23 protein-coding genes and 1 pseudogene are annotated in these 22,863 nt (G+C 64.9%); 13 read left to right on the forward strand and 11 right to left on the reverse strand.

From position 1 onward, the window contains the following. Positions 1-44 precede the first annotated feature (44 nt). Positions 45-950 (forward strand): hemolysin family protein, encoded by a 906-nt coding sequence (locus M3461_02740; protein MDQ3773355.1) that lies wholly within the window; start codon positions 45-47, stop codon positions 948-950. A 227-nt stretch (positions 951-1,177) separates the two neighbouring features. Here the strand turns inward: M3461_02740 and M3461_02745 are convergent, their stop codons facing one another. The 10 genes from M3461_02745 to M3461_02790 all read right to left on the reverse strand — a co-directional run bounded on the left by M3461_02745 (position 1,178) and on the right by M3461_02790 (position 11,568). Then, on the reverse strand, positions 1,178-1,750 hold the full coding sequence (locus tag M3461_02745) for a glutamate-cysteine ligase family protein (protein MDQ3773356.1): 573 nt from the start codon (positions 1,748-1,750) through the stop codon (positions 1,178-1,180). Positions 1,751-1,796: 46 nt separating this feature from the next. Next, positions 1,797-2,675, reverse strand: a complete 879-nt coding sequence (locus M3461_02750; GenBank protein ID MDQ3773357.1) for a D-amino acid aminotransferase — start codon at positions 2,673-2,675, stop codon at positions 1,797-1,799. After that, positions 2,676-3,824, reverse strand: a complete 1,149-nt coding sequence (locus M3461_02755) for a D-alanyl-D-alanine carboxypeptidase (protein MDQ3773358.1) — start codon at positions 3,822-3,824, stop codon at positions 2,676-2,678. 42 nt (positions 3,825-3,866) lie between these two features. Beyond that, positions 3,867-4,964 carry a septal ring lytic transglycosylase RlpA family protein gene (locus M3461_02760; protein MDQ3773359.1) on the reverse strand — a complete coding sequence of 366 codons (1,098 nt, stop codon included), beginning with the start codon at positions 4,962-4,964 and terminating at the stop codon, positions 3,867-3,869. Next, positions 4,945-6,021: a lytic murein transglycosylase B gene (gene mltB, locus M3461_02765; protein MDQ3773360.1), complete on the reverse strand. Its 1,077-nt coding sequence runs from the start codon at positions 6,019-6,021 to the stop codon at positions 4,945-4,947. The genes M3461_02760 and mltB overlap by 20 nt, the downstream gene beginning before the upstream one ends. Before the next feature lie 33 nt (positions 6,022-6,054). Next, positions 6,055-7,146, reverse strand: a complete 1,092-nt coding sequence (gene rodA / locus M3461_02770) for a rod shape-determining protein RodA (protein ID MDQ3773361.1) — start codon at positions 7,144-7,146, stop codon at positions 6,055-6,057. Positions 7,147-7,168: 22 nt separating this feature from the next. Next, a complete protein-coding gene (gene mrdA, locus M3461_02775; GenBank protein ID MDQ3773362.1) occupies positions 7,169-9,040 on the reverse strand; it encodes a penicillin-binding protein 2 in 1,872 nt (623 codons plus the stop codon). An 11-nt stretch (positions 9,041-9,051) separates the two neighbouring features. Then, positions 9,052-9,540 carry a rod shape-determining protein MreD gene (gene mreD, locus M3461_02780; GenBank protein MDQ3773363.1) on the reverse strand — a complete coding sequence of 163 codons (489 nt, stop codon included), beginning with the start codon at positions 9,538-9,540 and terminating at the stop codon, positions 9,052-9,054. Beyond that, positions 9,537-10,406 carry a rod shape-determining protein MreC gene (gene mreC, locus M3461_02785; protein MDQ3773364.1) on the reverse strand — a complete coding sequence of 290 codons (870 nt, stop codon included), beginning with the start codon at positions 10,404-10,406 and terminating at the stop codon, positions 9,537-9,539. Before mreC ends, mreD begins: the two co-directional genes overlap by 4 nt. 115 nt (positions 10,407-10,521) lie before the next feature. Then, a complete protein-coding gene (locus M3461_02790) occupies positions 10,522-11,568 on the reverse strand; it encodes a rod shape-determining protein (GenBank protein MDQ3773365.1) in 1,047 nt (348 codons plus the stop codon). A gap of 366 nt (positions 11,569-11,934) precedes the next feature. Between M3461_02790 and gatC the strand changes: the two genes are divergently transcribed. From gatC to M3461_02825, 7 genes are all read left to right on the forward strand, one after another. Continuing rightward, positions 11,935-12,222, forward strand: a complete 288-nt coding sequence (gene gatC, locus M3461_02795; protein ID MDQ3773366.1) for an Asp-tRNA(Asn)/Glu-tRNA(Gln) amidotransferase subunit GatC — start codon at positions 11,935-11,937, stop codon at positions 12,220-12,222. A 49-nt stretch (positions 12,223-12,271) separates the two neighbouring features. Further along, positions 12,272-13,726 carry an Asp-tRNA(Asn)/Glu-tRNA(Gln) amidotransferase subunit GatA gene (gene gatA, locus M3461_02800; GenBank protein MDQ3773367.1) on the forward strand — a complete coding sequence of 485 codons (1,455 nt, stop codon included), beginning with the start codon at positions 12,272-12,274 and terminating at the stop codon, positions 13,724-13,726. Positions 13,727-13,743: 17 nt separating this feature from the next. Beyond that, complete coding sequence (gatB, locus tag M3461_02805) at positions 13,744-15,192, forward strand: Asp-tRNA(Asn)/Glu-tRNA(Gln) amidotransferase subunit GatB (GenBank protein ID MDQ3773368.1); 1,449 nt, start codon at positions 13,744-13,746, stop codon at positions 15,190-15,192. Positions 15,193-15,348: 156 nt separating this feature from the next. After that, positions 15,349-16,254: a phosphatidylinositol kinase gene (locus M3461_02810; GenBank protein ID MDQ3773369.1), complete on the forward strand. Its 906-nt coding sequence runs from the start codon at positions 15,349-15,351 to the stop codon at positions 16,252-16,254. Next, positions 16,251-16,982, forward strand: a complete 732-nt coding sequence (locus M3461_02815; protein MDQ3773370.1) for an HIRAN domain-containing protein — start codon at positions 16,251-16,253, stop codon at positions 16,980-16,982. The genes M3461_02810 and M3461_02815 overlap by 4 nt, the downstream gene beginning before the upstream one ends. 3 nt (positions 16,983-16,985) lie before the next feature. Continuing rightward, on the forward strand, positions 16,986-17,156 hold the full coding sequence (locus M3461_02820) for a hypothetical protein (GenBank protein ID MDQ3773371.1): 171 nt from the start codon (positions 16,986-16,988) through the stop codon (positions 17,154-17,156). A gap of 14 nt (positions 17,157-17,170) precedes the next feature. Beyond that, positions 17,171-17,500: a hypothetical protein gene (locus M3461_02825; protein MDQ3773372.1), complete on the forward strand. Its 330-nt coding sequence runs from the start codon at positions 17,171-17,173 to the stop codon at positions 17,498-17,500. A 1-nt stretch (position 17,501) separates the two neighbouring features. Here M3461_02825 and M3461_02830 read toward each other — a convergent pair whose 3' ends face one another. Continuing rightward, the gene (locus M3461_02830) at positions 17,502-17,684 is read right to left on the reverse strand and encodes a hypothetical protein (protein MDQ3773373.1); all 183 of its coding nucleotides are present in this window, start codon (positions 17,682-17,684) and stop codon (positions 17,502-17,504) included. Positions 17,685-18,139: 455 nt separating this feature from the next. Between M3461_02830 and M3461_02835 the strand changes: the two are divergent. The 5 genes and pseudogenes from M3461_02835 to M3461_02855 all read left to right on the forward strand — a co-directional run bounded on the left by M3461_02835 (position 18,140) and on the right by M3461_02855 (position 22,527). Then, positions 18,140-18,669, forward strand: a pseudogene (locus M3461_02835) (hypothetical protein). Beyond that, positions 18,666-20,342, forward strand: a complete 1,677-nt coding sequence (locus tag M3461_02840; GenBank protein MDQ3773374.1) for a restriction endonuclease subunit S — start codon at positions 18,666-18,668, stop codon at positions 20,340-20,342. Before M3461_02835 ends, M3461_02840 begins: the two are co-directional and overlap by 4 nt. Positions 20,343-20,376: 34 nt before the next feature. Then, entirely contained in the window at positions 20,377-20,622 is a 246-nt protein-coding gene (locus tag M3461_02845) for a DUF6364 family protein (GenBank protein MDQ3773375.1), read from the forward strand. Further along, on the forward strand, positions 20,619-21,017 hold the full coding sequence (locus tag M3461_02850; protein ID MDQ3773376.1) for a PIN domain-containing protein: 399 nt from the start codon (positions 20,619-20,621) through the stop codon (positions 21,015-21,017). Before M3461_02845 ends, M3461_02850 begins: the two co-directional genes overlap by 4 nt. Before the next feature lie 19 nt (positions 21,018-21,036). Then, the gene (locus tag M3461_02855; protein MDQ3773377.1) at positions 21,037-22,527 is read left to right on the forward strand and encodes a type I restriction-modification system subunit M; all 1,491 of its coding nucleotides are present in this window, start codon (positions 21,037-21,039) and stop codon (positions 22,525-22,527) included. Positions 22,528-22,863 lie beyond the last annotated feature (336 nt).

Consider the following 22,863-nt stretch of genomic DNA (forward strand, 5'->3'; position numbering starts at 1 on the left):
ATCACATACCTAAGGGTTACCTCTACGCCGCCATCGGCTTCTCGGTGGTGATCGAGGCTTTTAATCAACTTGCACTCCGCAATCGCAGAAAATGGGCGGCCTCGATGCCGCGCCGGCGGCGCACGGCCGACACGGTGTTGCGACTCCTGGGCGGTGTTCCTGTGCCATCCTCGGCCGCGACAGGCGCAGACGTGAGCGTGGTGATACCGGAGGCCGCGACGGAACAGGAATTCGCGCCCGCAGAGAAGGCAATGGTGCGCGATGTCCTCGCGCTCGCCGACCGGCCGGTGCAAACGATTATGACGCCCCGGCCGGAGGTCGCCTGGATCGATCCGGGCGATCCCAAGGAGACCGTGTTGGCCGAAGTTCGCAATAGCGCCCATCGTCAGTTCCTGGTAAGCCGCGGATCCGTGGACGATGTCGTCGGTATCGCACGTAAGGAAGACATCCTGGCGCTCTGTCTCGATGACAAAGAGTTTGACCTCATACGCGCGGTGCAAGAACCCAGAGCGATGCACGGGGGCGCGTCGATTCTCGATACGCTCGACATGTTTAAACGAGCGCCTGTTGATATTGCGTTGGTGGTCGATGAGTATGGCGGTTTGGAAGGGATTGTCACACAGACCGATTTGCTCGAGGCGATTACGGGCGATCTGCCGGACGCAGAGCACCCAGAGCCGGAGGTGAAAGAGCTGGAGGACGGCTCATTCCTCGTCGATGGCGCAATGTCGATTTACGACGCGCAGCAGCGCTTCGATCTTGGCAAGCTCCCGGACGGCGACTTCAACACCCTTGCCGGTTTCGTTGTGTTCCTTTTCGGCCGGATACCGGCGCTAGGCGAGCGCGTCGAGTCGCACGGCTGGAGCTTCGAGGTATCGGACAGGAAGGGATGGCGCATCAATAGTCTGCTTGCACGGCGAGCCGCCATATGTGAAGACTCAGGTGCGTGATCGGACGGCTAGCTAGGCCGATGAACGCTTGGGTTGCGCACGAGGAGCAAAGCGGCCGCCCAACCCTGCAGTGGGGGGACGCTCCGCGAGCGGGCGTCGCGGAAGCCCTCGGCGGTCGGATCTCGGTGGGGGCCTCGGTGGACACGCTCCCGGGGGCGGGCTCGGCACGTTCCAGAAAGGCATGGGCCCAGAGGCCGGGATGCCAGAGCAACAGGATGCGACCGAGATCAGGTTTCGGAACATGACATGGCACCTCGTGACGCCTCATAACGGTAGTGGGGCGCGGTCCGCTCCGCCGAGAGCCCCGTCAGACACGGAGTCGCATCGCGCGGGACAGAGCGGGCAACCACGGCCGCACTCGGTTTATGAAGTTCCCGGTCGTTGATCCCTGCGTGGAGGTGGAAACCGCAGATCATTTGCTCGCGGGCCACCTGCTGTTGCATCTGGAGCATGCGCTCGTAGCGCGAGTTGGAGGTAATGCGCTGCGTGCGCCAGTCGGCTAGCGGCAAGGTTCCTGCCGCTACGATCCAACGGGCCTCGTCTCTCCCGGCCTGCACAAGCGTGCTGCGTAGCCGTTGGAGTGTGGCACGCACCTGGCCCAGGGTCTTACACATTGCCGTACGGCTTTCGATCAGGGACCGCTGGAATTCTTCCATATAACTGGAGCCCTTGTCGCCGAGGAGACCCTGCTGCTCGAGGCGTTTCAGAACGGGCTGCCCATCGGTGACCACTGCTGCGGTGCTCGGATCGAGCACGAAGAATTCCTCCCGACCCCGAGGGGTCAAGCCGTGCGTCATCATTCACCGCGGCTCGCTAACTGCGGCGCGTCTCGTGGTTTCAGCGCTACTAGCGGCCTCGTAAGCCCGGCACGCATTCCTCGACTTCGTCCCGACAAGTCCGTTGCTTGTAAGCCTGATACAAGTCGAGGGCACGTCGCCATAGCGGTCCGGGAACCCCTGGGCCCACGGGCCGACCGTCCAGGGTCGTGACCGGGCAGAGCTCGCGTACGGAGCTGGTGAGCCAGATCTCATCGGCGCTAGCGAGCGCCTCGGCCGAGATCAGGGTCTCGTGGCAGGGCAGGTGGGCCGCCTGCAGCAGCTCGACGATCAGATCGCGGGTGATGCCGGGCAAAAGCTCCGGCCCCTTGGGTGGGGTCGTCACCACACCGGCGTGGACCGCGAAGACATTGCTCGCCGCCCCTTCGGTGACCCGACCGTCGCGGATCAGGATGGCCTCGTAGGCCCCGGCATCGGCGGCCTGCAACCGCAACAGGACGTTGGGCAAGAGGCCGATCGCCTTGATGTAGCAATACCGCCAGCGGATGTCATCGCAGGTGACGGCGCCGACCGGCTCGGGCTCGCGCGGGGGAGTGAGCGGGTTGCTCATGGCGAAGACCGTGGGTGACACCGGTTCCGCCAATACGAGGTCGCGACGCGCGACGCCGCGGGTGACCTGTAAATAGACCGATTGATTGCCGCCGCCATTCCGGTCCACGAGGGTCTTGAGAATGGCGGCCCATTCGTCATCACCGAGCGGCCGCGGGATCCGCACCGCCTTGAGGCTGGCCGCCAGGCGCTTGAGATGCTCTGTCAGGCGAAACAAGCGACCTCCGAAGACCGGGATCACCTCGTAGACGCCATCGCCGAAGATAAAACCGCGATCCAGGACCGGGATGCGTGCTTCCTCGAGCGGCAACACCTCGCCGTTCAGGTAACAGCTCGGCATTTATTGGACGAGCATCCACAGCTCGTCGATCCAGCGGCTGTAGATGGGCGCCTCGGCCACATCCTTGAGCGCGACCAGGGGGCGCTCCAAGAGTTCCTGGTCACCGAGCGTGACCTTGAGGACGCCGCCCTGGCCACCCTTGGGAAGAGGCGCCATGAGGCGCGGGTTGATATCCATGGCCGCCTTGAGATCCTTGTAGCGGTTTCTCGGCACCGTGACGTAGAGGTCCTCGACGAGCCCGAGATCGGCGGCCTTGGCCTGGCCTTTCCATATGCGCGCCTGCGCCAGGGGTTTATGGGCCTCGTAGAGACGGCGGGTCGCGTAGGATCGGAAGCCGAAGCTCAGCAACGCCTGGGTCGCGGCCATACGCTGTTTTTCGCTGTCCGCCTTCATCACCACCGAAACCAACCGCATCCCGTCGCGCAGCGCGGAGGCGGCCAGGCAATAACCGGCGTCGTCCGTAAATCCGGTCTTGATGCCGTCGACCGACGGATCACGGTACAGGAGCCGGTTGCGGTTCGGTTGCTTGATCCCGTTGAAGGTAAATTCGTGTACCTTGAACCAGGAATAGACCTCCGGGAAGTCCCGGATCAAGGCCGCCGACACGATGCCGAGGTCGCGCGCGCTCGTATAGTGCTCGGGTTGGTCGAGACCGGAGGCGTCGATGAAGTGACTGTTGCGCATACCGAGGCGCGCCGCGTGCTGGTTCATGAGATCGGTGAACGCCTCCTCGGTGCCCGACACGTGCTCGGCCAGCGCCACGCTGGCATCGTTCCCGGACTGCACGATGATGCCCATCAGCAGATCCTTGACCGAGACCTGCTTGCCGACCTCTATGAACATCTGCGATCCGCCCATGCGCCAGGCGTTCTCGCTGATGGTCACCGGGTCCTCCAACTTGATATTGCCCTGTCCAAGCTCATGGGCAATCACATACACGGCCATGATCTTGGTGAGGCTCGCGGGGCTCGCGCGGTCGTCGGCGAGCGCTTCGGCGAGCACCTGGCCGGTATTCACGTCCAGGAGAAAATAGATCGGGACCTTCACGCTCGGTCCGGTGGGGACCGGAGGCGCGACAGTCTCTGCGCAGGCGAAGACCGACCAGAGACCCAACAGTGCGGCACACGCGCCAAGCGATAGGCGATTCATGACTCCCGATCTGTCTCGTTACGCGCCGTCTCGCTACCCGGTTCAGAGCGGATCCGCCGTGACGCGATGCGCCCGCAGGCCGACGTTCGACAGCCGCGCGCCGATCCGCTCGACCATTTCGGTGCCGACCAGGGGTCCGATCTGCACCCGGTACAGGTGTCGGTCGGCGACCTGGGACGGCCGGATGTGGACCGCGGGCTCGTGCACCGTTCCCTGCATCGGCGCCAGCATCGCCCCGATACGGGCGCGCAGCCGCTCCGCGTTGGCGGCGTCGCTGAAGGCGCCGACCTGGAGGAACCAGTGGCGCTCCGCCGGGCCGCCGGACGCCGTCGGTGCCTCCCGCGGAGTGAGATCGAGCGCCGCAACCGATGTGCTCACGCGCAGGCGCGGCGCACTGTCTGTTCTCATTAGTTGGCCGCGCTGGGCCGCCGTCCCCACGTGAAAATTATATAAGTTCGGCCGCGCGTGCACCCGGCGCCGGGCAGGGTGGTGCGAGGGCAGCGAGGCGGATCTGGGCAGATACGCCACCCTCTTGTTTCTTGATTGGGCCGGGGCGGCCGGCATCGGGGCCGTCTCGGCGCTCTCGGTCCATGCACCGGGTGACAGGGCACGGACCTCGACCCATGCGGTCCCGGGAGCATGGATCCCGAGGCTCTGCGCGGCGGCATAGGAGAGGTCTAGGACGCGGTCGTCCTTGAAAGGCCCGCGATCATTGACCTTCACCACGGCCCTGCGCCCGGTCCCGAGGTGCGTGACCTCGACATGGGTCGGCAGCGGCAGGACGCGGTGGGCAGCGGTCATCTCGTACATGTCGTAGGGCTCGCCGCTCGAGGTGCGCTTGCGGTGAAACCCGGGGCCATACCAGGACGCCATCCCGCGCTCCACGAAGCCCCGGCTGTGTTTCAAGGGGTAGTAGGTTTGCCCGAACACCTCGTACGACTCGGGATTGCCGTAGCGACTCAGCCGCTCCGCGCGCGGGATCGCGCCCGGCGTCACGCGGCTCGCGGGGGCGTTCGCGGTGTGCCGCGCGTCCCGCACCGGCGTCTGACCGCACCCGCCGAAGACCAAACAGAGGCCCAGGCACGGGACCCAGGGCGCATAGCATCGCAGACCGAATGACTCAGTGTCGCGCGCCACCATCGATGGCCCATTCGTTACTGTTGTTATCACCAAGGCTGTTATCACCAAGGCCGATGGTGGGTACGCCTGCAGCCTGATCACGTATGGCCTGAGCGAGCTGGAAGACGGCCATCGCGTAAGAAGAGCTGCGGCTGTAGCGCGTGATCACATAGAAGTTCATGAGCCCGACCCAGAACTCCTTGCCCGCCTCGCTATCGAGGGCCACGAGCAGCGCCTTCGGCTGGCCCGCGACAGGCGTTTGTGGCACGACGCCGGCCTGTGCGAACGCCTCGAGACCGATCTCCGGGGCCTTGCCGGCGTACAACAACGGCTGATAGGCATCGCCCGTCACGCGTGCGGGTACCGCCACCGGTTGCCCGGCCTCCCAACCGTGCTCCTTGAAGTAATTGGCGACGCTCGCGAGCACATCGGGGACGCTGTGCCAGATGTCCGGCCGACCGTCCGCGTCGAAATCGACGGCATAGCGCCGGTAACTGGTAGGGATGAACTGCGGCATCCCCATGGCCCCGGCGTAAGAGCCCCTGAGCGCGAGCGGGTCCAATTTCTGATCACGGGTCATGAGCAGAAAGGCCTCGAGCTCGCTCGTGAAGAACGGCGCCCGCGGCGGGAAGTAAAAGGCCAGGGACGAAAGCGCGTCCACCACGCGATAGTCGCCGGTATTGGCCCCATAGTAGGTCTCGACGCCCACGATGGCCACGATGACCTCGGGCGCCACACCGTAATGCGCCGCGATCCGCCCCAGGAGTTCGCCGTGGCGTTTCCAAAAATCCACGCCTCCGCGGATCCGCTCCGGGGTCACGAAGATGCGGCGATAGCTGTGCCAGGGTTTGGCCTCGGCGGGTTTCGAGATGGCGGCCAGCACGCGCTCGGAACGCTCCACCTGCTCGAACAGGGTTTCGAGGGCGGGGCGCGAGAAACCGTGCCGATCGACCATCTGGGTGATGAACGGGTCGACGAGCTTGGGATCGAGCGGGTCGCCCAGGGCCAGCCCGCCCGCCGTCCAACCCAGGATCAAGGCCAGCACCAGACCCAAGACCAATGCGACGAGATTTCGCAACTCCCCGCTCCCCGATTTTATTACTCCCAACGGCTATCCCGACAGCAAACGCCTGTGGGTCTGGAAGGACATCAGGATACCGAAACTGGCCAGGAGAGTCACGAGCGAGGTCCCCCCGTAGCTGATGAAGGGCAATGGGATCCCGACCACGGGCAGCTGCCCGATGACCATGCCCATATTGACGAACACATAGATGAACAGGGTCAAGGTCAGGCTGCCCGCCATGAGGCGCGCGAAGCGGCCCTGCGCCTCCAGCGCGATGTGGAGCCCGCGCGCGATGAGCACCACGTAGAGCGCGAGCACCACCATGACGCCCATGAAACCGAACTCCTCACACAAGACCGCGAAGATAAAATCGGTGGAGCGCTCGGGGATGAACTCGAGATGCGACTGGGTGCCGTTGAGCCAGCCCTTGCCGTACAACCCCCCGGAGCCCACGGCGATCATCGACTGGATGATGTGGTAGCCGGTGCCGAGCGGGTCCTCCGTGGGATCGACCAGGGTCAGGAGGCGCTGGCGCTGGTAGTCGTGCATGTGATACCAGAAGAACGGTGCGGACAAGACGAGACCGGTCGCGGCCACCCCGATCGAACGCCAACTCACCCCGGACAGGAACACCACGGACAGGCCCCCCACGGCGATCAGGACCGCGGTGCCGAGGTCGGGTTGTTCGGCAACGAGCACCGTGGGCACGATCACCAGGGCGGCACCGGCCAGGAGGTCGCCGAGGCGCGGAGGCAGCAGTCTCTTCTGCAGGTACCAGGCGACCATCATCGGGACGAAGACCTTCATCATCTCCGAGGGCTGAAAGCGGACGACTTTGAGATCCAGCCAGCGCTGCGCGCCCTTGCCGGTGCCGGCGATCGCGACGGCGACCAGGAGCAAGAGACCGGCGACGTATAACCACGGCGCCCACATCAGGAAGTAACGCGGCGCCAGGCGCGCCACGACCAGCATGATGCCCATCCCGAACAACATGCGGGCGCCTTGACGGGCGGTGGCGCCCAGGTCCTGTCCGGTGGCGCTGTAGAGGACCGCGAGACCGATGGCGGACAGGATCAGCACGCCCCAGAGCAGGAAGGGGTCTATGTGCAGGCGATAGAGATGGCCCCGCCGCCTGTCCATGGGCCGCTCGTCCATCGTTCAACTATCCACCGGTCAACTGCCGTGAATCGGCTTCCCGCATCAAATAGCTATCGAGCAGCTTGCGGGCGATGGGGGCCGCCGCGCCACTGCCGCTGCCACCGTGCTCGACCAGCACCACCAGGGCGATCCGGGGGGCCTCGACCGGCGCAAAAGCGATGAACCAGGCGTGGTCGCGCAGGTGCTCGGGCAGCTCCTCGTTCCTGACCTTCTGGTTTTGCTTGATGCCGAACACCTGGGCGGTGCCGGTCTTGCCGGCGATCCGGTAGGTCGAGCCCCTCCCCACCTGGCGCGCGGTGCCGTTCGAGGCGTTCACCACGTCGGCCATGGCCCCGAGTATCTCGGCGAGGTGCTCCGTGCTCGTGCCGATGTCCGGGACCTTGTCCGCGGGCCGTAGCGGGATGGGCATCTGGGTGCCGCGGTCGCGGGCGTGACCCCCGACCGAGGGCGGCAGGACCCGGCCCCCGTTGGCCAGGATCGCCGTGGCGGTCGCGAGCTGCATCGGGGTGGCGAGGAAATACCCCTGACCGATGCCCGTGATCACCGTCTCACCGGGATACCAGGGCGCGTGACGGGCGCGGCGCTTCCAGGCCTGCGAGGGCATGAGACCCGTGGACTCCGCGGGGAGATCGACGCCGGTCTTGCGGCCGAAGCCGAACCGGTCGAGGTAGGCGTGCATGCGGCCGATCCCGAGGTCCTGGGCCAGACGATAGAAGTACACATCGCAGGACTCCACCACGGCGCGCCTGAGCGGCACAGTCCCGTGGCCGCCCTTCTTCCAACAGCGATAGCGATGCTTCTGGCCGCCCAGGCTGAACCACCCCGGGCACCATGCGGTGTTGGACGGGTTGCGCACGCCGGAATCGAGGGCCGCCAGTGCGAAGAACGGCTTGACGGTCGAGCCCGGCGGATACTGCCCCTGCAAGGCGCGGTTGAAGAGGGGCCGGTCGGGCGCATCGCGCAGTTCCTGGTAGTAACGCGGTCGCTGGCCGTAGGCGAGGAGGTTGGGGTCATAGCTCGGGGTGCTCGCTAGCGTCAGGACCCCGAGGTCACGCGGGTCGATGGCCACCACGGCTCCGCGGTGTCCGGCCAGGGCCTCCATGGCGGCGCGTTGCAGGCCCGCGTCGACGTTGAGGTAGAGGTCCCGTCCCGGCTCCGGCGCGACCCTTTTGACGACCCGCTGCACGCGCCCCTCGGCGTTGACCTCGACCTCCTGGTAACCAGCGCGGCCGTGCAGGATGTTTTCATGGACGCGTTCGACGCCGTTCTTCCCGATGTGGCTGGTACCGCCGTAGTTGGGCACGTCGATGACCTTAAGATCGGCCTCGTCGATGTGCCCCATGTAGCCGACGATATGCGCCATCTCCGGGCCCAGGGGGTAGTGCCGCGTGAGGCGCGCCACGATATCGATGCCCGGGAAGCGGTGGCGCTCCACGGCGAATCGCGCTACCTCGCCATCGTCGAGGTCGAGGCGCAGCGGCACGCCCTCGAAGCGGCGCTTGGACTTCAAGACGCGCTGGAATCGCGCCTGATCTTCGGCGGTGATGTCGATGATCGACCGCAGGGCGCCGACGACCTCATCGATCTTCGCGGCCCGCTCGGGCACCACCTCCAGGCTGAAGGAGGGGCGGTTCTCGGCGAGCACGAAGCCATCACGGGCGTAGATGAGCCCGCGCGTCGGCGGCACCGGGACCACCTTCAAGCGATTGTCTTGAGACAGGGTGGTGTAGTGGCCATGCTCGACCACCTGCAGCTCGAGGAGGCGCCCCACGATGACCAGCAGGAGGAGACCCATGGCCACGGCCGCCACCCATACCCGGCGCCGAAACACGAACTGCTCGGTAGCAGGGTCGGCGATAACCAGGGGATCAACCATCGTGCAGGGGTTCAGGGCGCGGCGGCATAGCGGCGCCGCGCCTCGCTCAACACCAGGAACACCCACGGCCAGAGGAACATGCTGGTCAGGACCGGCAGCCAGTAATAGCCCGGGTCCGCCTCGAGGCCCCGGATCCCCCGGACCCACCACGTCAGGAGCGCATTGACGGAGATCATGAGCCCCACCCACAGCGCCTGCTGCACCACCGGGAAGAGGCGTAGGCGCCGGTAGTTCTTGGCGGTCACGTAGGCCGCGATGCAGAGCGCCGCGGCGTTCTGACCGAGCGGTGTGCCGTGCAGCGCGTCCAGAAGCAAACCGATGAGCCATCCGGTGCCCACCCCGACGCGCTCCGGGAGTGTCATGCACCAGTACACGAGCACCATCGCCACCCAGGCGGGGCGCCAGGCAGCGGCCCATTCCGGGAGCGGAAGGACCACTAGAAACAGGGCGAGAAAAAAGGTCGCGATGATGAGAACGCCGTCCGCGCCCGGCGCGCTCATCGCTGCACGACGCGCTCCGCGGGCGGGGTCCCGCGCCCGTCCTCCGGCTCCGTGGTCCACACCAGCAACACCTCGCGGATCTGGCTGAGCTTGGCGCTCGGCTCTGCGTGGATGCGGGCGAAGGGCTCGTTGGGGTCGAGGGCCACCTCCCCCACCGCGCCGACCGGATAGCCCGCCGGGAAGCGCCCGTCCATCCCCGAGGTCACGATGAGATCACCCGGCTTCACATCGGCGTTCGGTGCCACATAGGCCAGATCCAGGGCGTCCCCCGACCCGGTGCCGGTGGCCACCGCCCGCACGCCGCTGCGCACCACCTGCACCGGCAAGGCGTGGCTGCTATCGGTGATGAGCAGCGCCGTCGAGGAGATGGGATTGACGCGGACCACCTGACCGACCACCCCGTTGCCGTCGATGATCGGCTGGCCGCGATAGACCCCGTGCCGGCTGCCCTTGTTGAGGAGCATCTCGCGGGTAGGGGATCCGAGCTCCATGGCCACGACATCCGCCGCCAGCACGCGGTCGTCGAGCTCGACCGAAGATTCCAGCAACTCCCGCAAACGCAGGTTCTCGGCCTCGAGCGCGGCGTAGCGCTGGGAGCGCGTCTTCAGCAACAGGTTCTGGTGGCGCAGGCGGCGGTTCTCTTCCGTGAGCGACCGGCGCGTCACCAGTGACTCCGACGACCAGTCGGCCAAGGTGGCCGGCAGGTGGACGAGGTAGCGCAGCGGATACACCACCACCGACAGGACCGAGCGCACCGGATCGAGCCGGTTATAGCGGTGGTCGAGGGTCATGAGCAGGAGCGAGGCGAGCAGCAAGGCCGTGAGCCTGAAACCGAGCGCCGGGCCGTCACGAAACAAGGTCTTCATTGCCGATCTTCCCGTGCATAAGCTACGCCCCTGCCCCCGGTAATCTTATAAACTTATACATGTTCCCGTAAACTTATACATGTTCCCGGCCCGCTAGCGACTGCCGCCGCATGCCCTACTCGAGCGACAGCACCTCCGGGCCCAGCTCATCGATCAATTCCAGCACGCGCCCGCCGCCGCGTGCCACACAGGTCAACGGGTCTTCGCCGACTATCACCGGGATCCCGGTTTCTTCCTGCAGCAGGCGGTCGATGTCGCGCAACAGCGCCCCGCCACCCGTCAATACCATGCCGCGCTCCGACACATCGGCGGCCAGCTCCGGGGGCGTCTTTTCGAGGGCGGTCTTGACCGCGGTGATGATCCCCGACAACGGCTCCTGTATGGCCTCCAGGATCTCATTGCTGTTCAGGGTGAAGCTGCGCGGCAGGCCCTCCGCCAGGTTGCGGCCGCGCACCTCGATCTCGCGAACCTCGTCGCCCGGATAGGCGCAACCGATGGTGTGCTTGATGCGCTCGGCGGTGGCCTCGCCGATCAAGGTGCCGTAATTGCGCCGCACGTAGTTGATGATGGCGTCATCGATCCTGTCGCCGCCGATGCGGACCGAGTCCGCATACACGATCCCGTTGAGCGAGATGATCGCCACCTCCGAGGTCCCGCCGCCCATGTCGAGGACCATGGAGCCGCTGGCGTCGCTGACCGGGAGCCCCGCCCCGATGGCCGCCGCCAGCGGCTCCTCGATGATATACACGCCGCGCGCCCCGGCGCCCGAGGCCGATTCGCGGATGGCGCGGCGCTCCACCTGCGTCGAACCGCAGGGTACACCCACCAGCACCCGCGGGCTCGGTTTCAGGAACCGGTCGCCGTGCACCTTGCGGATGAAGTACTGGAGCATCTTCTCGGTCACCGTGAAGTCGGCGATCACCCCATCCTTGAGCGGGCGCATGGCCATGATGTTGCCGGGGGTGCGCCCTAACATGCGTTTGGCCTCGGTGCCGACCGCGGCGATGCTCCTGTGGTTGGAGTGGTCCGGCCCCTTGCGGAGCGCGACCACCGAGGGCTCGTTCAACAGGATCCCCTTGCCGCGCGCATAAATGAGCGTATTCGCGGTCCCGAGATCGATTGAAAGGTCGTTGGAGTAAAGGCCACGCAAGCGACTGAACATAATAGAATAATAACCTAAATTTCCGAGGGATCCAGGTGCCGGGCGGGTGCCGGCCCGCGGAGCGCGTGTCAAACCCGTGGCCCGGCCGTGAGTCCCGAAACCATGTGCGGGACCGTTCGCCGCTCGCGCGCCGGAAGTGCGCGCCGCAAGCGGGCGTTCAGCTCGGCCACCGGTGCGGCCAGCTTCTTCGGAGCGGGGAAACTCACGAGAAGGACGCGACCCTTTGGGCTGAGAGGTAGGTTTGCTGCGGCGCCACTCTAGCAGCGGGTCGCTACCAGGGCAAGCAGGTTTTCCCGACCGCCCCCCCGGATAAGACAATCGACGGTATAATCCTCGGGATCCATCCACCCGGCGCCACCCGTCGACATGTCCATCGATCACGCCGCCGTCCAGAAGATCGCCTGGCTCGCGAGGCTGAAACTGGCCGAGTCCGATGTCCCGGAGTATGCGCGCCAACTCTCCGGGATCCTCGAGTTCGTCGATCAGATGAACCGGGTCGACACGAGCGGCATCGAGGCCCTCGCACACCCGCTCGAGCTGGTGCTCAGGATCCGTGAGGACGTCGTGACCGAGACCGATCGGCGCGAGGCATTCCAGATCGGGGCGCCCGAGGTGGCGGCAGGACTGTACCTGGTGCCCAAGGTCATCGGCTAGCTTTTATATTCTATTTTTCAACATTCTATTTATAACTTTCGGGTCCCGCATGCACGACCTGACGCTTGCCGAGCTGTCGGTGGCGCTCCGCCGCGGCGAGACCACGAGCGAGGAGCTGACCCGCCATTTCCTGGCCCGCATCGAGCGCCTCGATTCCGCGCTCAACAGCTTCGTCACCGTGACCGCGGAGCGCGCCCTCGGCCAAGCGCGGGCCGCGGATGCCGCACGCCGCCGGGGCGAAGCCGGGCCCCTGACGGGAATCCCGATGGCCCATAAGGACATCTTCTGCACCGAGGGGGTCAAGACCAGCTGTGGCTCGAAGATGTTGGATAGTTTCATCTCGCCCTACGACGCGACGGTGGTCGAGCGCCTGCAGGCCGCGGGCATGGTGATGCTCGGGAAGACCAACATGGACGAGTTCGCCATGGGTTCCTCCAACGAGACCAGCTTCTATGGCCCGGTGCGCAATCCCTGGGACCGCGAGCGGGTGCCGGGGGGCTCCTCGGGCGGGTCCGCGTGCGCGGTGGCCGCACGCCTCGCCCCGGCCGCGACCGGCACCGACACCGGCGGCTCCATCCGCCAGCCGGCCTCCTTGTGCGGTGTGACCGGCGTCAAACCGACCTATGGCCGCGTGTCCCGCTATGGCATGGTGGCCTTCGCCTCCAGCCTCGACCAGGGGGGCCCCATCACCTACACGGCACAGGACGCGGCGCTTCTATTGAACGCCATGAGCGGCTTCGACGCACGCGATTCCACCTCCGCCGAGCGCCCCGACGAGGACTACACGGCGAATCTCGACGCCCCGCTCACCAGGCTCCGGATCGGTCTGCCCAAGGAGTTCTTCGGTAGCGGGCTCAATCCCGGCGTCGCCCGGGTCATCGAGGCCGCGATCAAAGGGTTCGAAGGACTAGGCGCACGGGCAATCGAGATTGAGCTGCCCAACACCCCTCTCTCGATCCCGGCCTACTATGTCGTCGCCCCGGCGGAATGCTCCTCGAACCTGGCGCGCTTCGATGGGGTACGCTTTGGTTACCGCTGCGCCGCGCCGGCCGATCTCCACGATCTCTACTGCCGCTCGCGCGGCGAGGGTTTCGGCGCCGAGGTGAAGCGCCGCATCATGATCGGGACCTATGCCCTTTCGGCCGGTTACTACGATGCCTATTACCTCAAGGCCCAGCAGATCCGGCGTCTCATCCGCGACGACTATAGGCGTGCCTTCGAGCGCGTCGATGTCATCATGGGGCCGACCTCGCCCAGCGTGGCCTTCAAGCTCGGGGAGAAGACCGGCGACCCGATCACGATGTATCTCTCCGACATCTATACCATCTCGGTCAACCTGGCGGGCCTGCCGGGGATGTCCATCCCAGCCGGCTTCGCGGAGGGGCTGCCGGTCGGCCTGCAGCTCATCGGCGAGCACTTCGGCGAGGCGCGGCTCCTCAACATCGCCCACCGCTATCAGCAGGTGACCGACTGGCACCGGCGCACGCCACCGGGCATCGACTAGGACCCGTGGAAGCGAGCGTGACTGACAAACGCTGGGAACCGGTCATCGGGCTGGAGATCCATGCCCAGCTCGCGACCCGGAGCAAGATCTTCTCGGGTGCCCCGACCGCCTACGGCGCCCCGCCCAACACCCAGGCTTGCGCCGTTGACCTCGGGCTGCCGGGGGTGCTGCCGGTCCTGAACCGGGAAGCGGTGCGCATGGCGGTCCGGTTCGGGCTCGCGATCGAGGCCCGGGTGAGTCGCCGCTCGGTGTTCGCGCGCAAGAACTATTTCTACCCGGACCTCCCGAAGGGCTACCAGATCAGCCAGTACGAGCTGCCCATCGTGGCCGCGGGCCACACCGAGATCGCGTTCGAGGACGGGACGAGCAAGCGCGTCGGCATCACCCGCGCCCACCTCGAGGAAGACGCCGGCAAGTCGCTGCACGAGGACTTCCACGGCATGTCCGGCATCGATCTCAATCGCGCCGGGACCCCGCTCCTCGAGATCGTCTCCGAGCCCGATCTGCGCACGGCCAGGGAGGCGGTGGCTTACATGCGCAGGATCCACACGCTGGTCCGCTACCTCGGGATCTGCGACGGCAACATGCAGGAAGGCTCGTTCCGCTGCGACGCCAATGTCTCGGTTCGAAAAACGGGCGAGGCGCGTCTCGGGACGCGCGCAGAGGTTAAGAACCTCAACTCCTTCCGCTTCGTCGAGCGCGCCATCCACCACGAGATCGAACGCCAAATCGCTGTCCTCGAAGCGGGTGGCACCGTGGTATTGGAGACGCGCCTCTACGATCCCGATCGCAATGAGACCCGCCCCATGCGCGACAAGGAAGAGGCCAACGATTACCGCTATTTCCCCGATCCCGACCTGCTCCCCCTGGTGCTCTCGGAAGAGTGCATCGAAGCGCTGCGGGCGGACCTCCCCGAGCTTCCCGATGCCAAGCGGCAGCGCTTCATCGCCCGATACGGGTTGCCGGCCTATGACGCCGCGGTGCTGTGCGCGAGCCGGGAGCTCGCCGACTTCTACGAGGGGGCCGTCGCGGCGAGCGGCGGACAGGCCAAACCCTGTGCCAACTGGGTCATGGTCGAGGTCCTGGGGGCCTTGAACCGCGAGGGAAAGGAGATCGGCCAGTGCCCGATCAATCCGACCATGCTCGGGGGGCTCGTGCGCCGGATCACCGATGGCACCATCTCGGGCAAGATCGCCAAAGAGGTCTTCGAGGCCATGTGGCACGGCCGAGGCGATGCCGACGCCGTGATCGAGACGCGCGGCCTCCAGCAGATCTCCGACGAGGGCGCGATCGGCGCGCTCATCGACGAGGTCCTGCGCGACAACCCGAGCCAGGTCGCACAATACCGCCAGGGCAAGGAGCAGGTGCTCGCCTTCTTCGTCGGCCAGGTCATGAAGAAGTCCCGCGGCAAGGCCAACCCGCAGCGGTTGAATGCGCTGTTGCGGGAGAAGCTCGGCGCGGGTTGAGCCCCCGGCTTCACCGGAGAGGCACCTCCCCGCGAGGGACCATGGAATTGGGTGCATATCCAACCAGATTCTGATTAGCTGGCGTCGACGTCCCCGTCGTGCGCAACATCGTGTCCTTCAAGTACGTGCGCTCGCCACAAGTGCGCCAAAGCTAGGATGTATCCCGTCCTCCAAATCGAAGACAATGCGCCCGATCTTCCGGAGCAGCTGGGGAGCAAACAGAAGTTCTGGTTGCATATCGGGGAACAAGTTTACCTGTTCAAGATCGGGAGACCGGGAACCGGGGAAAACTGGGCAGAAAAGGTTGCCGCGGAGCTTTGCACACTGCTTGGCCTACCTCATGCCTACTACGAACTTGCGATTTGGAAGCACGAGAAAGGGGTGCTCTCGCCCGCCTTCGTCCCGCGGGATGGTGGGCTCATCATGGGTAATGAACTGCTCGCGGAGATCCATACGGACTATCCGGCTCATCAAATCCGCCGGGTCAGGGACTATACGCTGGGGCGCATTCAAGCCCTGTTGAGCCTGGACGAAATCCGGCTACCATTGGATTGGGCGCCGCCGGATGCTTCGATTCGCAGTGCCTTCGACGTGTTCATCGGTTATTTGTTGCTGGATGCCTGGATCGCGAACCAGGACCGGCACCACGAAAACTGGGGTATGATCAACTATCAGGGCTGCATCCACCTAGCGCCGTCGTACGACCATGCAGCCTCCCTGGGCCAGAACGAGACCGACGAGGCTCGCAGGGAGAGGCTGGCGACCCGTGATCGCGGACGCCATATCAGCCGCTACGTGCAAAAGGCGCGCTCCGCAATCTATGCCAAGAAGACGGACACTACGCCTCTCGCGACCATCGACGCCTTTCAATTCGCGGCTCGAAAGCGACCGCCAGCGGCAAGGTATTGGCTAGACAGATTGCACGCGATTACCCCCGGCGACTGCCAAGGCATCTTTGGCCAGATACCGGCTACGGAGATCAGTGAGACGGCGGCGCATTTTGCCTTGACCATGCTGGAACTAAATCAGAGCCGACTACTCCACGGGGAACTCACGTCATGAAAGCGCTCTATATCGCCTGGCAGGACCCGAAAAACCGTAGCTGGCACAGTGTGGGCCGCCTGACTTACGACCGGGGGTATTACCGGTTCGTTTATACCCGTGGTGCGCTGGCCTCGCCGCGCTTCAACTATCTGGGGCGCATGCACGACCTGCGAAAGCATTACGTGTCGGAGACCTTGTTCCCGCTGTTCTCCAATAGGCTACTCGACAGCTCACGCCCTGAGTACCCGGATTACGTCCAATGGCTCGGAGTGGAAGCGGAGGCCGATTCGATGCAGCTTCTGGCTCGCTCCGGCGGGACACGGGCTACCGATCAGCTCTGCGTCTACGCGCACCCCGAGCCGAACGAAAGGGGCGAGATCGAGCTGTTCTTCTTCAGCCACGGGCTGCGCTACCTCGACGAGGGGGAACGGCAATGCTTCGACCGACTGAAGGCTGGAGACCGCCTGCAACTGAAGCGGGATGACGAGAACACCCATGACCGTAACGCGCTCATGGTGGAAACCGAGGAGCCGGTCAAGGTGGGTTACTGCCCCCGCTATCTGAATCGGGACCTGCGGCGCGTGATGGACATCGCCGAGGTCAAGTTGACCGTGGAAAGGGCCAACCCAGACGCGCCCCTGCAATTCCGGTTGCTCTGCAAAGCCGTGTTCACGCCGCCGCTCGGCTTTGAGTTGTTCGCTTCAGATGCCTATAGACCCTTGGCGGGCGCGGCAGTGGCAGCGTGATGGTTGAGGAGAAGAAAGGAGGCGCTACGCAAGGCTGCGGAACGGGAGCACCGCTCCATCGCCAACATGGCGAAGATGATGATCCGGGACTATTGCGGCCGAAACGGCGCCACCATTCCTGAGCAGGGCGCCCTGTTCGACGAGGGCGTACGGACATCGCCGCGTCGCAGCTAGCTAGGTGCGACGCCATGGCTGAAACCCCTGAACAAAAAGCCCGCCGCGCGATCGATGCCGACCTGATGGTCGCCGGCTGGCTGGTGCAGGACCGCGCAGACCTCGACCTCACCGCCCGTCGCGGCATCGCCGTACGCGAGTTCCCGATGAAGTCCGGCTTCGGTTTCGCCGATTATTTGCTCTACCTCGACCGCAAGGCCGTGGGCGCGGTGGAGGCGAAGGCCGAGGGCACGCTCACCGGCGTCGAGGAGCAATCCGCGAAATACGCCGCCGGCGGCTGCCCGACAAGCTGCCTGCGCACACGCGCCCGCTGCCCTTCCTGTTCGAGTCCAACGGCGAGGTGACCTACTTCACCAACGGCCTCGACCCCACGCCGCGCAGCCGGCAGGTCTTCAACTTCTTCCGGCCCGAGACCCTGGCGGAGTGGATAGCGCAGCCCGCGTCGTCAGCCCGTCGGCCCGCGTCAAGGATCGCTTCATCATCGTGGATGCCGTCGGTGTGTGCGAGCAGGACAAGACCGATTCCCACACGTTGAATCGTCAGCCCTCAAAGACGCTCGAACAGGTCCTTGAGTACGTCGCCCAGGGTGGCCTAGATCCCGATGCCCTCACCACGCTCGCCAGTCGCCTCGCCAGATTGCAGCACGAATTCAGCCCGGCGCAGCTCGCCGAACTCAAGGGTCTCGCGGGCGGCAAGTCCTTCCCCGATCTCGCGCACGCGCTACTGAACGCCTGTGACCCGGATACGCAGATCGAGGCGGCCACGAATCTCGCCGGCGTCACCGGAGAGCCGTCCAAAGAGCAGATCAAACAGGCGGCCGAGCAGCTCGCCCAAGCTGCCGTCACTCCCTTCCTCAAGGCCGCATTACGCCGCCGCATCCTGGAGATCCGCCAGCAGAACGAGCAGACCATCGACCGCCACACCTCGACGACGTGCTCTATGCCGGCTTCGACGCCTCGGCGGTGGAGAAAGCACGCAACAAGGTGCAGGACTTCCGCGCCTGGATCGCCGAGCACAAGGACCAGCTCACCGCCCTACAAGTACTCTACGCCGGCACACGCCCGCTCAAGCTCTCGCTCAAGGATTTGCGTCAGTTGAAGGACGCGCTCGCCCGCCCGCCGGTTGCCGCCACACCCACCCAACTCTGGCGCTCGTTCGAGGCGGTGGAGGCCGACAAGGTCAAGGGTAGCGGCGGGCAGCAACTCGCCGATCTTGTGAATCTGGTGCGCCACGCGCTCATTCCCACCTTCACCCTCGTGCCCTATCGCGACGACTGCGGGAGCGCTATCAGGCCTGGCTAAAGGAGCGGGACGCGGACAAGACCTTCACGTCAGAGCAACGCGCATGGCTAGACCGCATGGCCGAGCACATCGCCACCAGCCTCGCCATCGAGCCGGAAGACTTCGAGACCGGGTGGTTCGGCCAGCACGGCAGTCTTGGGAAAGCGCATGCGCTCTTCGGCGACACGCTCAGGCCGCTCATGGCGGAACTGAATGAGAGGCTGGTGGCGTGACGGAGAAGGAAGAAGCCAACGTAGGATGTGGTGAGCGAAGCGAACCGCATCAATCGCGAACGATGCGGTTCCCGTTGGTCACCGCATCCTACGGATTGCCGAAGGGGTGGGCGGAAGCAAAGGTCGGTGATCTCATCGGACACGACGGTCTCTTCTGCGACGGTGATTGGGTGGAGTCGAAAGATCAAGATCCCACCGGGGATGTTCGCCTGATACAACTCGCAGATGTCGGCGATGGCGAATATCGTAACAAATCGAATCGCTTTCTGACTTCTGCCAAAGCGGCCGAACTGCGTTGCACGTTCCTACGCCCCCGCGATCTCCTTGTCGCTCGGATGCCGGATCCGCTTGGCCGTGTCTGTATGTTTCCCGGCGACACGAAAGCCAGCGTTACCGTCGTGGATGTTTGCGTAGTCCGTCCAGCCACCACCATCCACACTCGATGGCTCATGCACCAGCTCAACGCTCCACAGATGCGTCAGCGTGTTGCCGCATTGCAGAGCGGCTCGACGCGTAAACGAATTTCGCGTGTAAACTTCGCGAAGATTCCTTTCCCGCTGCCGCCTATGTCCGAGCAAGAGGGCATAGCGTCCGTTGCTGACGAACTCTTCTCCGACCTCGACGCCGGGGTGGCGGCGCTCATGCGGGCGCGGCAGAAGCTGAAGCTCTACCGCGCCTCGGTGCTGAAGGCGGCGGTGGAAGGGGCGCTCACCGCCGAGTGGCGCGCGCAGCATCCGCACACCGAGCCCGCCGCCGAACTGCGCAAGCGCATCCTCGCCAAACGCCGCCACCGCTGGGAGGAAGTTCAACTGGCCACGTTCAAGGGCAAGGGCCAAGAGCCACCCAAGAACTGGAAGGCGAAGTACAAGGAACCCGTCCCCCCCGACGCCACCAACCTACCGCCGCTGCCGGAGGGCTGGTGCTGGGCAAATCTCGACACGTTACTCGTGGAAGGGCCGCAGAACGGGCTCTATCTCCCGAACACCCTCTATGGTCGCGGAACAGAAATCCTGAGGATCGATGATTTTCAGAATGGCTGGGTGCGGCCTCGCGAGGAACTGAAGCGGGTTGAGGCCGACCAGAAAGCAACCACGACATACGCCTTGCGTGACCGCGACTTGGTCATCAATCGCGTGAATAGCATGACTCATCTGGGCAAGTGCGTACTTGCCACCGACAGACTCGAAGGGGTCCTGTTCGAGTCAAACATGATGCGTGCCCAAGTCGCCTCCGCGAGCGAGGCAAAGTATGTTGAGCTATACCTCCGTTCGGAACCTGGCCGGCGGCGCCTTACCAGAGATGCCAAGTGGGCTGTCAATCAGGCGAGCATTAACCAACAAGACGTGAAAAGGGCTCTGCTGCCGCTCCCCCCTCTCGCCGAACAAGAAGCCATTGTCGACGCGGTTGAAGATCAGCTCTCCGTCATCGACCACCTCGAAGCCGACCTAGACGCCAAGCTGAAGAACGCCCAGGTACTTCGGCAAGCCATCCTCCGCCACGCTTTCACCGGCCAGCTTGTGCCGCAAAACCCGAACGACGAGCCGGCCTCGGAACTCCTAAAGCGTATCGCCGCCGAGCGCGAGGCCCGCGCCCGCGAGTACGCCGGCAGGAAACTGGTCGGAGCACGCAATCGAAGGCGCCGCGCGTCGAGGGGCGGCAGACTCCCGGCTTGACAGTATGCATCGGGTATCCTTACGATGCATACGCATGAAGACCCGTGTCACCATCACCCTAGACCCCGAGGTACACGCCCGCGCCAAGGCGGTGGCACGGGCGCGGCGCACCACTGTTTCCGGCTTGATCGAGGCGTTTCTCCGGTCGCCGGACGCGGCCGGGTCGGGCGGTTCGCTGGTCGATGAGATGCTCGGCTGCGCCGAGCTACGCAGCGTGGAGCCCGGTCGCGATCCGCTCTACGACGCCCTGCACGCCCGCCACATCGCCCGCCGCCCTTGAGAATCCTGCTGGATACCGACGTCCTGCTGGACGTGGCGCTGGCACGGGAACCGTTCGTCGCAGACAGCGCGGACGTGCTGCGCTGGGCCGAAGCGGGCGGCGCGGCGGCCGTGGCCTGGCACTCGGTGGCCAACTGCGCATACCTGCTCAACGGCGGCGGGCGGCCTTTTCTGGAACGCCTGCTGCGCCTCGTCGAGGTGGCGCCCGTGGCGACCGCCGACGCCCGGCGCGCTCTGGATCTGCCCCTGTCGGACGTCGAGGATGCGTTTCAGGCGGCCGCCGCGCTGGCCTGGCAGGCCGACGCGATCGTGACGCGTAACCTGGTGGATTATCGCCGTTCGCCTATCCCGGCCGTGACACCCGCGCAATTCCTGAAGCGCCTGCGGACCGCCTGAAAGCCGAGCCTCTTTCCCGATGGACGCATCCCAGATCGGCAAGCGGGCCTGGAGTTACGCCGGCGTGTTGCAGGACGCCGGGCTTTCCTGCTTCGAGTATGTGGAGCAGTTGACCCTGCTACTGTTCCTCAAGATGGCGGATCAGCTCACCGAAGAGCCCTACAACCGCGCGCCCCTCGTGCCGCCTGATCTGGGCTGGAAGGCGCTGCTCCCGCTCGACGGTGCAGCGCTGGAGGATCGGTATCGCGCGAGCCTGGAAAAGCTGGGCGTGAAGCCGGGCATGCTCGGCGTTATCTTCAAGGGCGCGCGTTGCGAGATCCACAACCCGGCGCTTTTGAAGCAACTCATCGTCAACCTGCTCGACAAGGTAGATTGGCTCTCGCTGCCCGTGGACGTAAAGGGCACCATCTACGAGGAACTGCTCTCCCGCTCGGCACAGGAATCCTCGCGCGGCGCGGGACAGTACTTCACCCCGCGCCCGGTGATCCAGGCCATGTGCGAGGTGGTGCATCCCACACCACAGGACAGCATCTGCGATCCGGCGGCGGGCACCGGCGGCTTTCTTTGCAGTGCCTATCAGTACGTGCTCGACCGCTTCGGCGCCGACCTCGACCGCGACGAAAAGCGCGCCTTGCAGGAAGACCTTGTGGAGGGCATGGAGCTGTCGCCGAAGGTCGGCCGCATGTGCGCGATGAATGCCTATCTGCATGCCATCGGCGGCGACAAGGTGGTGGTCCATACCGGACACGACAGCCTTGCGGCGCCATGGAGCCAAGAATACTCGGTGATCCTCGCCAATCCCCCCTTCGGCAAGAAACAGAGCCTCCTGTTCGTGAACGAGGAGGGCGACACCGAGAAGGACGACCAGGTCATCGTCCGCGAGGACTTCTGGACCTCCACCAGCAACAAGCAACTCAACTTCGTACAGCACATCTACACGGTCTTGAAGATCGACGGGCGGGCGGGGGTGGTGGTTCCGGACAACGTGTTGTTCGAGGGCGGCGCGGGGGAGAAGGTGCGGAAGAACCTGTTGCAGAAGTGCCGCGTTCACACCCTGCTGCGCCTGCCCACCGGCATCTGGTATTCCCCCGGTGTCAAAGCCAACGTGATCTTCTTCGACAAAAAGGAAGGCCGCGCCAAGGCCTGGACCGACAAGCTCTGGGTCTATGACCTGCGCACCAACCAACACTTCACGCTCAAGCAGAAGCCCATCCAGCGAAGTGACTTCGACGAATTTGTCGCCTGCTACAAGCCGGGCCGCCTGCACAAGCGCAAACCCACGTGGACCGAGGACAACCCCGAAAGTCGCTGGCGCTGCTACGACTACGAAGAGCTATTAAAGCGGGACAAGCTCAGTCTCGATCTCTTCTGGATCAAGGACAAGACCCTGACCGACACCGACTCGCTGCCCGCGCCCGACATCATCGCCGCCGAGATCGCCGATGATTTGGAGGCGGCGCTGGAGCAGTTCACGAAGATCGCGGCGCGGCTCGCGCCGAAGGTGACCTGAATGAGGGTCTCTATTGCCGCGGCCACGGCACATGAACCCGGATACGCTGTTTTGCCTTCTGAACGCAAGCCGAATCGCTGAATTAGTCGGCAAGGGAAAGCGACGCTGCATTGAAGCTGATTGAAGACGCCTCAATGAGATCCGCAGGAACTTCACGCCGTCGCTAGGCAAGGGCTTAGGCAAGGGTCACGGGCGGGTCGTGCTCAAGTCCTAGCCAAACATATTTGAAATTTGAGATCCACCGGGCGTTTGACCGATGATCTTGTTATCGAGACGAGACCAAGGGAGGGACGACCGGTGGAATGGTTCGCGAAGCTGTTTGGCAGCCTGCTGGTG

Source organism: Pseudomonadota bacterium (genome assembly GCA_030860485.1).
In the GTDB taxonomy this organism is placed as follows: domain Bacteria; phylum Pseudomonadota; class Gammaproteobacteria; order JACCXJ01; family JACCXJ01; genus JACCXJ01.